Source organism: Chryseobacterium carnipullorum, assembly GCF_003815695.1.
Lineage (GTDB): Bacteria > Bacteroidota > Bacteroidia > Flavobacteriales > Weeksellaceae > Chryseobacterium > Chryseobacterium carnipullorum.
The window spans coordinates 4,514,743-4,528,956 of the sequence record NZ_CP033920.1 but is presented as its reverse complement, the minus strand read 5'-3'; the positions used below and the strand labels follow the sequence as shown (position 1 = coordinate 4,528,956).

The following is a 14,214-nucleotide window of genomic DNA, read 5'->3' as shown; positions in this document are numbered from 1 at the left end:
TTATGAGTAAGCCTTTATTAGGATTATCAATGATGCCGGAAGCAGATTTTGTTTCCGCGATACTTCCTCTTCTGCAGAATAATTCTGTGGATGTTTTGGAATGGTCTTTTGACACCTTCTATGATGTTAATGAGCCGGAATGGCTTTCGGGATTACTGGATTTTTATGCAGCCAATAACCGGCTTTTGGGACATGGCGTTTATTATTCCCTTTTTGATGCCAGATGGAATGAGAGGCAGGAAATATGGCTTAAAAAATTAAAAAAGGAATGTGCCAATCGAAAATACAATCATATCACCGAACATTTCGGGTTTATGAATACTGAAAATTTTCATCAGGGGGTTCCGTTGCCTGTTCCAATGCATCCCTTAACCCTTCATATTGGAAAAGACAGGCTTAAAAGACTTCAGGATGCTGTTGAAATTCCGGTTGGAGTCGAAAATCTTGCTTTTTCTTTTTCTATAGACGATGTGAAAGAGCAGGGAGTTTTTCTGGATCAACTCGTAGAAGATATTGAAGGTTTTCTTATTTTGGATCTTCATAATATCTACTGTCAGTCATGCAATTTTGGAGTAAGCATGCAGGAAATTATAAAACTGTATCCACTGGAGAAAGTGAAAGAAATCCATCTTTCCGGAGGAAGCTGGCAGGAAAGTGCTTACGCAAAGAAACCAGTCAGGAGAGATACCCATGATGACCGTATTCCCGACGAAATAGTAGAGATGTTGCCTGAAGTATTATCCCAATGTCAAAACCTTGAATATATTGTTATCGAAAGGCTTGGGCATACCTTATGTGCTGAGTCTGATAAGCTTTTCTTTTTTGCTGATTTTAATCGGGTCAAAGAAATTATCAGTAAGTCTGAAGATCGGTCTGAAGATAAGAAAGTTTGGAACAGAAGAATTGGAGTGGATTCGAAACCTGTAGAAGATATGGTGCTTTATGATGAACAGATAAAATTGACAAAGATGCTGTTTGATGAGAGTAGTGTCGCAAAAGTTAAGAATGAAGCGTTTCAGTATTTCAAACCCGAGAACTGGGATGAAGAAATGATCATGACCGCACAGCAAATCATCAAAAAATGGAATCCTTACTAGGATTTTTTTTGTTTTATATCACAAATCAAAATATATGAAAATGACAACGGTATTTTTACTCATTACTGCCGTACTTACGGCTTTGATCGCCGGGCTTTTCTATGCCTACTCATGTTCGGTCGTACTCGGACTGGGAAAACTTTCTGACACCGAATATCTGAAATCTATGCAGAATATTAATCGGGAGATTCTTAATCCCGTATTCTTTATGAGTTTTATGGGAACTGCCGTGTTGCTTCCTGTAACCACTTTTCTGTTCCGTGGTGAGTCATCTGTTTTTATCTTTCTTTTATTGGCTTCTGCTGCTTATCTGATCGGTGTATTTGGGGTGACCATTGTGGGAAATGTTCCTTTAAATGATATGCTGGATAAGTTTGATATCAGCAGTTCGACAGTAGAAGCTATTAAGCAGATGCGTGAAAGTTTTGAAAACAGATGGAATCTTTTGAATACGGTCAGAACGATATTTTCAGTCATAAGTATCGTTTTGGTAATTTGTGCCTGTATCTGGCGCAAAGAATTACCTTAATTATTTCCGGGATTAAGTAGAAATACCTAATGGAGATTCAGTATTTCTACGGATGTGCCGTATGTATTTTTATTTGCAATTTTACGTCAGCAATAACACAAGGAATCTTAAGCATTAAATCTTATAACAAAAAACTAATAACCACATAAGCTCAAATTCCGCAAGAAGAAAGGCAGCCCTCAGGAGTTGCCTTTTTCTCTTTTTTAGTCATTGTATACCATCAAAAATAGGGCAATAACTCATCTTAAAACAGTGTTTTTCCTGATGTTTTACCTCCCGGTTATTTTAATCTTTGTGCCATTAATGATTAAAATTAAAACCAATGAAACATTTAGAAGTTTTTTCTACTTTGAGATCGCTATCTCGTAAAAGTCTTTGTATAGCAATGGCCTTGAATTCAGTATTCTTAATAACAAGCTGCAGTAAGAATGATGATGAATCGATTCCTCAACCTATCGTCTATGCAGAAGAGAATCCATTAGCTAAATATCAGGAAAATGCAGGATTTACAATGACCACTAATTTTATCAATTCAGGAAATTATGAATTTGGTCTCGTGTTTTCACCGAATGTAAAAGGAAAGATCAATGCAATTACACTACGGTTGCCGGATGTAAATCCTGATTTAAAGGTGACAATATGGGATTATACTGCTAAAACGGTGCTGAGGACGGAAATGGTAAATGTGTCAGCTTCAAACACTTTATTCACAAAGGTTATTGCAGAATTAGCTCTGGAGAAAGATAAAAAGTATGTGATTACAATGAATTCCAATGACTGGTATAAAAAGACCAGGCCAGATAATAGTAATGCGGTATATCCAATCACTGCAGGCAATATTAAATTTCTGGAATACCGTTGGCTGAGTACTTCATCCCAGATTTTTCCTACTAATATTTCGCTTAATTACAATGGAGGTGATCTGAGTTTTAATTTTCAGCAGGTAGACTAGTAACCATTGTTTTACTAATAAATCAAAGGCAGCTTATCGGGCTGCCTTTGGTAGGTAAGTACTTGTTAAGTTCTTAGATTTTCAGCAATTCAATCGTTCTTTCCGGACTCTCTGCAGAGAACACTGCATTTCCTGCCACAAGAACATCAGCGCCTGCTTCGAATAGTTTTGAAGCATTTTCAAGATTGACACCACCATCAATTTCGATCAGTGCCGTTGAATTGTTGCTCAGGATAAGATCTTTAGTCTCTGCAATCTTTTTATACGTGTTTTCAATGAATTTCTGTCCTCCAAATCCTGGGTTTACACTCATTAAAAGTACAAGATCTACATCAGCGATGATGTCCTCAAGCATCAATACCGGAGTGGAAGGATTCAAAACTACCCCAGCTTTTGCCCCTCTGCTCTGGATGTGGTGTATCGTTCGGTGAAGGTGCGTGCAAGCTTCATAATGTACAGAAATAAGGTCTGCACCGTGATTGATGAATTCATCTACGTATTTATCCGGCTCAACGATCATTAAATGAACATCTACAAATTTTTTAGCGTGCTGCTGAACGGTCTTCATTACGGGAAAACCAAATGAAATGTTGGGAACGAATCTCCCATCCATCACATCAATGTGGAACCAGTCTGCCTGAGAATTGTTTAGCATTTCAATGTCTCTTTGCAGATTCCCGAAGTCTGCGGATAAAAGGGAAGGAGCGATAAGCTTCGTTTTCATTTTTACTTTTATATTAGATATTTAGAATCAGGAACCAAGAGTCAAGAGCCAATACCCAAGAATCAGGACTTTTTAAAGGTAGGAGACATTTGAATAGCTGCCCATTTACATCTTGTATCTTGGTTCTTGTGTCTTTTCGTCTCTTAATGATACTTCAGTTTCATCTCCGGTTTAATCTTCAGAAGCGTTTCGTAAATCAGTTTGATCACGTTGCCTACGTCTTCTTTAGATACCATTTCTACCGTTGTATGCATATAGCGCAAAGGTAGGGAAATTAGCGCACTTGGTACTCCACCGTTGGAATGGGCGAAAGCATCAGTATCTGTTCCAGTAGCTCTGCTGGCGGCAGCTCTCTGGAAAGGAATTTTCTTGGATTTTGCAGTATCAATGATGAGTTCTCTGATGGTATGATGAATGCTTGGAGCAAAGAAAACCACAGGTCCGTCACCGCACTTTTGGTCACCTTCTTTTTTCTTCTCAATCATTGGGGTAGTGGTATCGTGGGTAACATCTGTTACGATAGCAATATTGGGTTTAATGGTATCTGCGATCATGTCAGCGCCATACAATCCCACTTCTTCCTGTACAGAATTCGTGATATACAGTCCAAAAGGAATCGATTTTTTGTTCTCCTTTAAAAGTCTGGCCACTTCTGCGATCATAAAACCTCCGATTCTGTTGTCCAGTGCTCTGCAGACAAAATATCTGTCATTCATTTCAAAGAATTCGTCTGGGTACGTGATCATACATCCTACATAAATTCCCATTTCCTCCACTTCTTTCTTGGAAATGGCTCCACAATCGATAAAGATATTTTCAATTTTAGGAGTAGGTTCATTCTGATTGGACCGGGTATGAATGGCGGGCCATCCGAATACGCCTTTTACAATTCCGTTTTCACCATGAATATGTACCACTTTAGAAGGCGCGATGGTCTGATCTGAGCCACCGTTTCGGATAACATAGATCAATCCGTCATCTGTAATGTAATTCACGTACCATGAGATCTCGTCAGCATGCGCTTCAATCACTACTTTAAATTCGGCCTCGGGATTGATTATCCCATAGCATGTTCCGTAATGATCTACTTCGATTGTATCTACATACGGTCTGATGTAGTCCATCCAGATTTCCTGGCCTTTGTGTTCGTAACCTGTTGGAGAAGAGGTGTTTAAATATTTTTCTAAAAATTTTAAAGATTTCTTTTCAAATTTCATAAAAAGGAATGATTTTTGCGTTTAATTTTTGTTATTATAAGTGTAAAAATAATGAATTTTAGTAAGATTGTCTGTCTTTTTATCTTCTTTTTTGGAGTCAGTGTTTTTGGTCAGAAGGATTCTATTGTTGCAAAACCTCTCAATCAATATCCTGCGGAATCATTGAAAGTAGATGAGTTCGGTAATAAATATTATTATGACGAACGTCAGAAGATGAAGGTTTATGAAATTAACGGCGAGCCGGTGGTGGTGCTGGATGAGCTGGTTTTGGTGAATAAACCGAGGTTTAATAACCAACTGGATAAAAATTACTACTATTTCCTTAATAAAAAGCTGAACAGAGTCTATCCGCTGTTTGTTACTGCACTCCAGCAGTACAGAGATATTCAGGCTGATATGAACGATATGGACAGTAAAGCAAAAAGGAAATTTGTAAAAGAAAGACAGAATATGCTTGCCGATCAGTATAAAAAGCAACTGAGGGATCTTACCACAACGGAAGGCCAGGTTTTTGCCAAGCTCATGAACAGAGCTACCGGTAAGAATGTATATGAGATCATTAAAGAACTTAGAGGCGGATGGAGTGCTTTCTGGTGGAATGTGAAAGGAAAAATGGCAGATATTGACCTGAAAGACCAATACAATCCTCATAAGAACAGAACAGATGAGTTTATTGAATCTCTGCTGCAATCCAACTGGAACTCAGGCTATCTGCAGCCTTATCCGGGAGCCGGAGATTTTAAAGTCAGAAAATAAATATAAAATTCCTGTAAATTATTTACAGGAATTTTTCTTTTAACTTATCGAATACTATTTTATCTACCGGAAGCGGAAATGGATTATCCGGTCTGTCGATGTCTATCCATTCTGTTCTTTCAATACATGGATCCAGAATAAGGAAGTCTTCTTCAGTGGTAATGTTGACGATATAATATATGGTAAGCAACTGCTCATTTTCTCTGAAACGGGAAACCAGAAAATCTTCCTGGGTATAAAGGTGTTCCACAACTTCGATCTTTACATTCAGTTCTTCATCAAATTCCCTGTGAAGACATTCCAGAAGTCCTTCTCCAAATTCTAAACCGCCTCCCGGAAACTTCATTAGGGGTTCACCTGCATATTCTTCAAAAAGGGTCAGTACTTTTCTATCTTTTACTGCGCACGCATATACTCTAATGTTGACCTTATCAATCATATATAAATAATATTTTGTATCGCTAAAATAAGGAAATAAGTGGAAAAGGCGAAACCCAAAAGATAAATTTGCCATTCCCTGCTTGGTTCTTTAAGATTTAGCTTCTGCCTCTTCTTCGTTGTTTGATTCGTTTTCTTTGATTTCCATCTTTACGGCATTCATCATCTCTCTTTTTCCCGGAGGTCCCTGTTTTTTTTCCACTTTAAAATTAAGATCCTGAAGAATTCTTCGTACACTTCCTTTTGAAGAGTAGGTTGTTAATAAACCGTTAACGGACATTTTGTCGGAAACCATTTCAAAAAGCGGTTTTTCCCACAAGTCAGGCTGTACTCTTGCACCAAAGCAGTCGTAATAAACCAGATTGATTTTCGGTAAGTCTATGTCTTTCAGGGAGAAGAAGTCGCATTCGATCTTTTTAAGATGAAAACCTTTAATGATTTCAACCGATTTTCCCCAGTCTGCCTGATGAATTTTTTGATAAATATTTTTAAATTCGGGGTTATCAAAATGCTCAAAGTAGGCGAGATCATTAATTTCGGATTCATTTATGGGGTATTTTTCCAGAGAAAAATAGTTGATGACATGATTTTTGTCAGTTTTTAAATATTCATTAATTGTCACCAAAACATTCAAACCTGTTCCAAAACCGAGTTCTAAAATATTAATTTTATAATCATTTACCTGATTTAGTCCATTTTTGATAAACACATGTTCTGCTTCCTGGAGCGCTCCATGATGAGAATGGTAGTTTTCGTTTAAATCATTGATAAACAATGTTTTACTACCGTCGTTTGTGGTTTTAATCTCTCTTTTCAAGCTATTTTTTTGTCAAATTTACTCCAAAATTTTTATATTTAGAAAATTATGTTAAATTTGTAGAACATCGTAAAAATTTTTAAAAATGATAATTCAAAAAACTGAAAACTCCAGACTTTCGGAATTCGATCCGAACAATTTTTCATTTGGAAGTACTTTTATTGACCATATGGTGATATGTGAGTATGAAAATGGAAAATGGGGTGATGTAAAATTGGTTCCTTACGGTCCTATACCATTTACACCGGCCATGATGGGTGTAAACTACGGACAAGCTTGTTTTGAAGGTATGAAAGCTTATAAAGACAAAGACGGGCAGGTTTTCCTTTTCAGGCCAGAAAAGAATTTTGAGCGTATCAACAAATCAGCAACTCGTCTGGCAATGCCTGAAGTAACTGAGGAAATGTTTTTGGACGGATTAAAAGCATTGGTGGACGTTGACAGAAACTGGATTCCACAAGGAGAGGGAATGTCATTATATATAAGACCATTGATTTTTGCTACGGAGGAAGCTTTGAAAGCAAGAGTTGCCAATAAATATATGTTTGCTATTGTTGCTACACCAGCGAAAAGTTATTATTCAGAGCCGGTTTCTGTAAAAATTTCAGATCATTATTCAAGAGCAGCCAACGGAGGAGTAGGTTCAGCAAAAGCAGCAGGTAACTATGCCGCTTCTTTCTATCCTACACAGCTGGCTATTGAAGAAGGATACGAGCAGATTATCTGGACGGATGATGCAACTCACGAATATTTTGAAGAAAGTGGTACCATGAACGTATTCGTAAGAATTAACGATACTATCTACACGCCGCCGACTTCTGAAAAAATCCTTGACGGGGTAACAAGAGACAGCTTCATCCAACTTGCTAAGAAAAGAGGAATTGAGGTGAAAATAGAGCCTGTAGCAGTGAAAACGGTTGTAGAAGCTCAGAAAAACGGAACGTTGAAAGAAGTTTGGGGAGTAGGGACAGCGGTTGTAACTACCGTATTCCAGGCTTTAGGATATGAAGGCGTAAAACTTGAACTTCCAAGATTATCAGATGAGGAAAGCTATGCTGCAATCCTTAAAAAGGACCTTACAGATCTTCAGAACAACCTGAGCGAAGACTCTTTCGGATGGAGAGTAGTCGTTGAAAAAGACGTTCTGGAAACGGTTTAATTTTAACATGATTTGATTCAATAATACGACCGGCAGAAATTTATTCTGCCGGTTTTTTTTATTTTCTCGCTAAATATTGGTAATTTTTCAGAAAATTTAGAATACGATGCAATTGATGAAATTCAAATTACCTCTTGGTCTGCTTTCGGTTATCGGCGTTTTAGCTTTTTCCTCATGCAGTACTGATGATGATACAGAGCAGGCGGTAAATGACTCGGCCACAATAACCGTAGAAAATATAATTGATAGTAAAGCACTGACCCAATTCGGAACGTTCAAGAATGCGGGTTCATCCCCTGTTCTTAATCCGGGAGAATCTACTTCTTTTAGCTTTTATGCCGGAAAAGGTCAGACCATAAGTTTTGCGGCGATGTACGGAAATAGCAATGATCTGTTTTTCGCTCCTGCCAATCCTGGAATAAAATTGTATCAGGACAATGGTGATCCGGTAACCGGAAATGTTTCTTCACAGATCAGACTTTGGGACAACGGGACCCGTGTCAATGAAACTCCAGGACCCTCAGTGAATCATCCTGGAACAGTGGAAAATCCGATAAAGAATGTGGCTGAAATTGCATTAAGTGTTCCTGCCTCCCAATTGCTGAAAGCTGAGTTGACCCATGACGGAGGAACCAAGTTCACTTTGAAAATCACTAATACCTCAGGCGGGACAGCCAATGAAACACCTGTCAGTGCAGGAGTATGGGCCGTATCCCATATTTCAGGGAATACGCTTGTAAAAGAAGATCCAATTTTTACGCCGGGTAAATTATCAGCTAACGGATTGACCGATCTTGCTGAAACCGGAAAAACAACCACTCTTGAACAGTATCTTACAGGTATTACTGGACCTAATTCTCCGTTTTCACCAGTATTGGTCGTAGTATACAGCGGCAATGATAATCCTATCTTTAAAACCGGAGAAAATGACCGCGGACAAGGCCTGAAGGAACTTTCCCAGCAGGGAAATGCAGATGTGCTTGCAGCTTTTCTTAAAACCCAATCCGGCATTAAAGAAGTATATGTTCTTAAAGATCCTGCGACAACTGTTTTGCAGCCCAGAATCAACGGGAACAATGGTGGTAAAGCTTCCCAATCCATATCCGCTAGAAAAGGAGATCGTATTGCACTCGCAACGATGTACGGGCAATCTAATGACTGGTTCGTTGCATCAGTCAATAACGGAGTAGATGGTTCAACGAGAGGAGATATCTCTTCTATCATGGGGCTTTTTGATAGTGGAACACTACAGAGCTCTTTCCCGGGCGCTCATATCGGATCTCAGCCGGCGCAGGCTGAAAGCCAGCCGGTACAGCAATTAGCCAATCCCAATCCGTTTACTACTCTTCCTGCCGTACCACAGATGATTAAAGTGACTATCCAGTAATAGATCAATACCAAAGCATATAATCACCTCTTTGTGGGGTGATTTTGTTTTAAATAAGTCATTAATTCAACCACAAAAGAGACAAAAGTTTTTAATGTTAAACACTTCAGAACAGTTTTAAAAGTTTTACCATCGTGAAAACAATAAGATCACAAAAGCAGAAAATCAAAGATTTTCATAAGAACGTAAGTGTACTTACTGTGCGAAATCTATTCAACTTTAAAAATTACTAAAGTGTTTTCTAAGCTTTTGTGACTTTTGTGGTTAAATTTTTTTTAATCTTTAAATCTCCCATAATCTCATCCTCCTGAAATACTTCATCATTTTCTCCAAAATTTTTTAAAACCGATTGAACAATATTTCCCCGAAATGCGTATTTTCGCAAAAGTTTATGAAAAAATTACTCTTCATATCAGCAGTAAGTTTGTTAAGCTGCAACCGGAATGCGCCCACAGCACATCCTTCCGTAGGCGGAGTGTTGAGTCAGAAAGATCTGGATGTTTCCAAGGAAAGGATGAAGAATCTGAATACCATAGAACGAGGCCAGATTCAGGATTGGATCACCGGACAGTCTGTGAAGTATTATCCTACACAGCTTAATTACTGGGTAACTGTTGAAGGTTTTGATCAGAGAACAAGAAGAGCGGATGATACGCCGATCTCTTATTCCTACGATCTGTATGATTTTGACGAAACCAGGATCTACGATAAACCTTTTGAAAGAAGAGATGCCAGATTCGGGCATTTTGATGAACTGAAAGCGGTAGAGAATGCTTTGCGTTTTATGCATGATGGAGAGGAAGTAACGCTTTTGGTCCCTTCTTCACTGGCCTACGGGACTTTTGGAGACGAAAAGAATATAGACAACGATATACCATTGATCATAAAATTAAAAGCTCTATAAATAATGAAATTGTTTAACAAGAATATAATTCTGGCAGCGGCAAGTATCTCGCTGATGAGTTGTACCCCAATCTATAAAAAAATGAACGTAGACAAAGAAACTTACGAAGGTCTTAATGACGGACTTTATGCAAATCTTCAGACTTCTAAAGGAAACCTGATCGTGCAGTTCGAAGACAAAAAAGCACCGGTAACTGTAGCCAATTTTATTGGTCTTGCAGAAGGAAAAATAGACAACAAAGCTAAAGCGAAAGGAGTTCCTTTTTACGACGGAACTATTTTCCATAGAGTGATCAAAGATTTCATGATCCAGGGAGGTGATCCTCAGGGAACGGGAATGGGAGATCCTGGATATAAATTCGAGGACGAGAAAAACGACCTTAAGCATACAGGTAAAGGAATACTTTCTATGGCCAATTCCGGACCCAACACCAACGGTTCTCAGTTCTTCATCACTGAAGTGGCTACTCCTTGGTTAGACGGAAGACACACGATCTTTGGAAAAGTAGTGAAAGGTAACGATGTCATCGATGCAATCGCTAACGTAGAAAAAGGAGCTCAGGACAAGCCTAAAACAGATATCGTTTTAGAGAAAGTTTCTGTTTTCGGAAAAGGGGATGCTTACAAGAACTACGATGCGGCAAAAACTTTCACGGAAGGAAAAGCTAAAATCGCAGAAAATAATAAAGCATATATCGCTAAAGAAGAAGCTGACAAAAAGAAAAAAGAAGAGGAATTCAAAGCTAACCAGGAGAAAATGGTCGAAGACCTTAAAGCTGGAATGCAGAAAACTGAATCGGGATTATATTACAAGATCACAAAAACAGTGGCAGGGGCAAAAGCTCCCAAATCTGGTGATAATGTATCTGTACACTATGCAGGTAAATTAATCGACGGGACAGAATTCGATTCTTCATTCAAAAGAAACGAGCCTATTGAAATTCCAATCGGAATGGGAAGAGTAATCAAAGGATGGGATGAAGGAATCCTGTTGCTTAAAGAAGGTGAAACAGCTACCTTATTGATCCCACCAGCAATGGCGTACGGAGAAAGAGGAGCAGGAGGGGTTATCCCACCAAACGCCTGGTTGATCTTCGATGTTGAGCTTGTGAAAGTACAGTAATTGAAAATTTAAAATATTGAAAGCCGTCCGGAAGGATGGCTTTTTTTATACTCCAATTTATAATCCAAATCATATAAAATTATTGATTGGATAGTTTTAATTTTAATACAGTAATGAAATTTCCCTACTTTCGTATAAAGTTATTTCATGAAAAAAATCCTCTACACGCTTCTCATTCTCTCCACAACCACTTTTTCTGCTCAGGGAAAGAAATTCTTCAAAAGCGGAGAGGCACAGCTTCAAAATCCCGTAGAAAAGATCAACCTTAGATATGCCAATGATCTCCCTTTTGTGCAGGTAAGCATCAACGGGAAATCCTATAATTTTCTGTTTGATACCGGAGCTCCGACCGTCATTTCTACAACAGTCTATGCTGAATTGGGATTAGAGAAAAAACATAAAAGTACGGTAAAGGATTCTCAGAAAAATAAGCACGAACAGATTTTTACCATTTTGCCTGAAATGACCGTAGACCAGGCTGTTTTCAAAGATGTAGGTGCAGTGGTGATGGATTTCAGTGTTTCGGAACTGAGCTGTTTCAAAATAGATGGTATTCTGGGAGCCAATCAAATGGCAAAGCTTTTCTGGAAGATCAATTATTCAGAAAATTCACTGGAAGCTTCAAAAGACCTGGCTCAGTTTAATCCCGAAGATTATGATATTGTCATTCCTTTCAGTCCGAGAGTGCAAAAAACGCCTGTTGTAGAGACCGATCTGCAGGGCAAAAAGATCGATCTTACTTTTGATACCGGATTTTCAGGAAGACTAAAGATCACAGACAAGGCCTATGATGCCCAAAAAGCGCTGAAAAGCATAGAAGTCTATGGAACGAGTTCTGTCGGAGCTTACGGGGCCGGAAAGCCTGCTCCGGGGTATATTTTCAGAACAGCAGATCTGTCATTGGGGAATAAAAGCTTTTCTAACGAAATCATCGCTACCGGAAGTACAAGCCTCATCGGAAACGATTTCTTTAAAAACTTTATTTTCATCCTCGATTGGTCAGCAAACAAGATCTACATGAAGCGCATCAAAAACGAACCTGCCAAATTGGAATCTTTCGGCTTCGGATATAGATTTGTTGATGCCAAACCCACAGTTGCCTTCGTTTTTCAGGAAGAAAATTTCCCGCTGAAAATAGGAGATGCGATCATCAGTATAAACAATATAAATCTTGATCATCTGGACAAAGACGCTGCGTGCCATTATTTCCTTAACAGGGTAGAGAGCGGCCAGAATGCCATTCATGTAAAGATCATGAGAGAAGGTAAGGAAATGGAGATAAAGCTGGAGAAGAAGGAGTTTTTGGGAGTATAAGGTGGAGTTGGAGAGTGTAAGATTTAGGCGTTTCTCAGGTTACTCATATTTTATGATGTGGAATATGAAAATTTAAACCACCCCGTCAAAAATTCTTTGAATTTTTGCCACCCCTCCAAGGGATGGGAATTTGAGATTTCTCTGGAAATTGAAGTTGGTGTAACAGATTTTGTTATTTTTTCTTTTTTATGCTTATCTGGTCACAAAACAGATCGATGTTTTTAAGGTATGGAATGCCTTAGTGTAATTTAGTTTAAAATTTTACAAGCTTAAAAACAACTAGAACGTTTAAAAACTTTTGTGGTTAAAAAATATTTTAAAAACCGATGTTTTTGGATAAGTTATAAGATATCCAACAAAAAAACCGTTCAGCAATAGTGAACGGTTTTCTAGTAAAAATAGAAATTAAAATTATGCGTGTCTTGATTTCTTCCTCATCTGGGAAGAATTCATTTTTCCGGCCAGGGAGCTAATAAATACAAGTCCAAAGCCAAGATATGCCGCAAATGCGGTAAGGTATACTATTAAGCTGTTAAAACTAGGTTTTGAGGCATATACTAGTACGGAAAAAACGGCAAAACTTAACAAGAGCATAAGGCTCCAGATATTCATTTTTGCGGCATCTTCATTTCTCTTAAAAATCATTTCAAAAAAGTCTCTCATCATAATCACTTTTTAAGGGTTATACATCTGTTTTCCGTCCTTTCATAGAACGGTCCGGAATCACTTATTCCGTTATTGATTAAAGGGACATAGATCATTGCTAAAACCTTGCTAAGGTCATGATCAAATGGCCGTTTTATTGTTCAGTATCAGGGCATGCTTTATGCTACCCGGAAAAGTTTAATTAAAAGCAGTGTTGAATCCGGAAAGGGATTCATGAGCTTTATGACACCGTACACAGTACATCGTAAAAATGGAATTGATAAGAGGATTATCTCTTCCGTTGTATACGGTATCTAAAGAAAAAGGATCATATAAATATGATAAATAGCCTTTATCCGGCCCAGCGGAAACTGAAAATCCCGCGGCAACTTTTAATCATCGTTTGTGTTTGAATATTTTTTTTTTTCAATCATTTAGCTTGCGAATATCATGCCAAAGTGAATTTTTTAATGTAATTTTAGGCTTAAGTTGCTTTAAGTTCAAATAAAATTATCATTGATGACTCAGGACAGTTTGGAAGAAAATATACGGAGTATTGCTGTTCAACTTATACAATGGGCAGAATACCGATGCTGGAATAAAATTTCAGATCATCTGACTTTTATTGTTTCTGACTGTAATGAATTTGGCGAAAATTTTCGGGAAAGAAGAAAATTGAGGAATAAGATCAATAAATATAAAAGACCGATGCCATTAGATGCTGCTATTGAATTATTAAAAAAAGAATACCCGGATCTGTATGATATTAATCTTTACATTTTTAAAGCATTACACAAAGAAACGGTTATTGAAATTCAGTATTACAGAAAATCAAACGGGGAGCCTGATTATTATGAAAAAATAAAAGATCATCCGCCGATGCTTCACGCTAAGATTACACAGCCGGGGTATTCTTTGGAAGGAGAGAAGTTTGATATCAACTGGGAATCGGGTGGAGGATTAAGGCACTATTGGAAAAGTTTTCTTTATGAATTGAAGTACGGAAGAAAAATAAAGAAGGTAAAAAAAATAGACCACTGTCCCATTTAAAAACACAAAATTCTATTGATGGAATCACATTCCCCTCCTCCGGAGGGGTGGCAAAAATTCAAAGAATTTTTGACGGGGTGGTTTAAAAAATCCAATAAAGAAA

The 14,214-nt window shown here is 38.0% G+C and carries 15 protein-coding genes; 10 read left to right on the top strand and 5 right to left on the bottom strand.

Annotation, left to right across the window (positions count from 1 at the left end; translation table 11 throughout):
- Positions 1-2: 2 nt before the first annotated feature.
- The 3 genes from chrH to EG346_RS20705 all read left to right on the top strand — a co-directional run bounded on the left by chrH (position 3) and on the right by EG346_RS20705 (position 2,578).
- Positions 3-1,097 carry an MNIO family chryseobactin maturase gene (gene chrH, locus EG346_RS20715; protein WP_123881242.1) on the top strand — a complete coding sequence of 365 codons (1,095 nt, stop codon included), beginning with the start codon at positions 3-5 and terminating at the stop codon, positions 1,095-1,097.
- 40 nt (positions 1,098-1,137) lie between these two features.
- Complete coding sequence (gene chrI, locus EG346_RS20710; protein ID WP_228426219.1) at positions 1,138-1,626, top strand: chryseobasin maturation helper ChrI; 489 nt, start codon at positions 1,138-1,140, stop codon at positions 1,624-1,626.
- A 322-nt stretch (positions 1,627-1,948) separates the two neighbouring features.
- Positions 1,949-2,578, top strand: coding sequence for a DUF4082 domain-containing protein (locus EG346_RS20705; RefSeq protein ID WP_123881238.1), 630 nt, complete (start codon positions 1,949-1,951; stop codon positions 2,576-2,578).
- A gap of 73 nt (positions 2,579-2,651) precedes the next feature.
- Here EG346_RS20705 and rpe read toward each other — a convergent pair whose 3' ends face one another.
- A complete protein-coding gene (gene rpe / locus EG346_RS20700; protein ID WP_072923387.1) occupies positions 2,652-3,302 on the bottom strand; it encodes a ribulose-phosphate 3-epimerase in 651 nt (216 codons plus the stop codon).
- Between the two features lie 143 nt (positions 3,303-3,445).
- Positions 3,446-4,519, bottom strand: coding sequence for a chryseobasin maturation metalloprotease ChrP (chrP, locus tag EG346_RS20695; RefSeq protein WP_073335876.1), 1,074 nt, complete (start codon positions 4,517-4,519; stop codon positions 3,446-3,448).
- Between the two features lie 51 nt (positions 4,520-4,570).
- On the opposite strand from chrP, the gene EG346_RS20690 reads away from it, so the two are divergent.
- Positions 4,571-5,275 (top strand): DUF4294 domain-containing protein, encoded by a 705-nt coding sequence (locus tag EG346_RS20690; RefSeq protein ID WP_123881236.1) that lies wholly within the window; start codon positions 4,571-4,573, stop codon positions 5,273-5,275.
- 22 nt (positions 5,276-5,297) lie between these two features.
- Here EG346_RS20690 and EG346_RS20685 read toward each other — a convergent pair whose 3' ends face one another.
- Both EG346_RS20685 and mnmD read right to left on the bottom strand, forming a co-directional pair.
- Complete coding sequence (locus EG346_RS20685; protein ID WP_123881234.1) at positions 5,298-5,714, bottom strand: NUDIX domain-containing protein; 417 nt, start codon at positions 5,712-5,714, stop codon at positions 5,298-5,300.
- Positions 5,715-5,804: 90 nt separating this feature from the next.
- Entirely contained in the window at positions 5,805-6,530 is a 726-nt protein-coding gene (mnmD, locus tag EG346_RS20680) for a tRNA (5-methylaminomethyl-2-thiouridine)(34)-methyltransferase MnmC2 (RefSeq protein WP_123881232.1), read from the bottom strand.
- 85 nt (positions 6,531-6,615) lie between these two features.
- On the opposite strand from mnmD, the gene EG346_RS20675 reads away from it, so the two are divergent.
- The 5 genes from EG346_RS20675 to EG346_RS20655 all read left to right on the top strand — a co-directional run bounded on the left by EG346_RS20675 (position 6,616) and on the right by EG346_RS20655 (position 12,416).
- Positions 6,616-7,689, top strand: coding sequence for a branched-chain amino acid aminotransferase (locus EG346_RS20675; RefSeq protein ID WP_073335868.1), 1,074 nt, complete (start codon positions 6,616-6,618; stop codon positions 7,687-7,689).
- Between the two features lie 115 nt (positions 7,690-7,804).
- The gene (locus tag EG346_RS20670) at positions 7,805-9,076 is read left to right on the top strand and encodes a spondin domain-containing protein (protein WP_123881230.1); all 1,272 of its coding nucleotides are present in this window, start codon (positions 7,805-7,807) and stop codon (positions 9,074-9,076) included.
- 391 nt (positions 9,077-9,467) lie between these two features.
- A complete protein-coding gene (locus EG346_RS20665) occupies positions 9,468-9,980 on the top strand; it encodes an FKBP-type peptidyl-prolyl cis-trans isomerase (protein WP_123881228.1) in 513 nt (170 codons plus the stop codon).
- A gap of 81 nt (positions 9,981-10,061) precedes the next feature.
- A complete protein-coding gene (locus tag EG346_RS20660) occupies positions 10,062-11,102 on the top strand; it encodes a peptidylprolyl isomerase (RefSeq protein WP_228423857.1) in 1,041 nt (346 codons plus the stop codon).
- Between the two features lie 147 nt (positions 11,103-11,249).
- The gene (locus EG346_RS20655; protein WP_123881227.1) at positions 11,250-12,416 is read left to right on the top strand and encodes a retropepsin-like aspartic protease; all 1,167 of its coding nucleotides are present in this window, start codon (positions 11,250-11,252) and stop codon (positions 12,414-12,416) included.
- A gap of 411 nt (positions 12,417-12,827) precedes the next feature.
- On the opposite strand, the gene EG346_RS20650 is transcribed toward EG346_RS20655, so the two are convergent.
- The gene (locus EG346_RS20650) at positions 12,828-13,082 is read right to left on the bottom strand and encodes a hypothetical protein (protein WP_123881224.1); all 255 of its coding nucleotides are present in this window, start codon (positions 13,080-13,082) and stop codon (positions 12,828-12,830) included.
- Positions 13,083-13,580: 498 nt separating this feature from the next.
- Between EG346_RS20650 and EG346_RS20645 the strand changes: the two genes are divergently transcribed.
- Positions 13,581-14,111, top strand: coding sequence for a hypothetical protein (locus EG346_RS20645; protein WP_123881222.1), 531 nt, complete (start codon positions 13,581-13,583; stop codon positions 14,109-14,111).
- Positions 14,112-14,214: the final 103 nt, after the last annotated feature.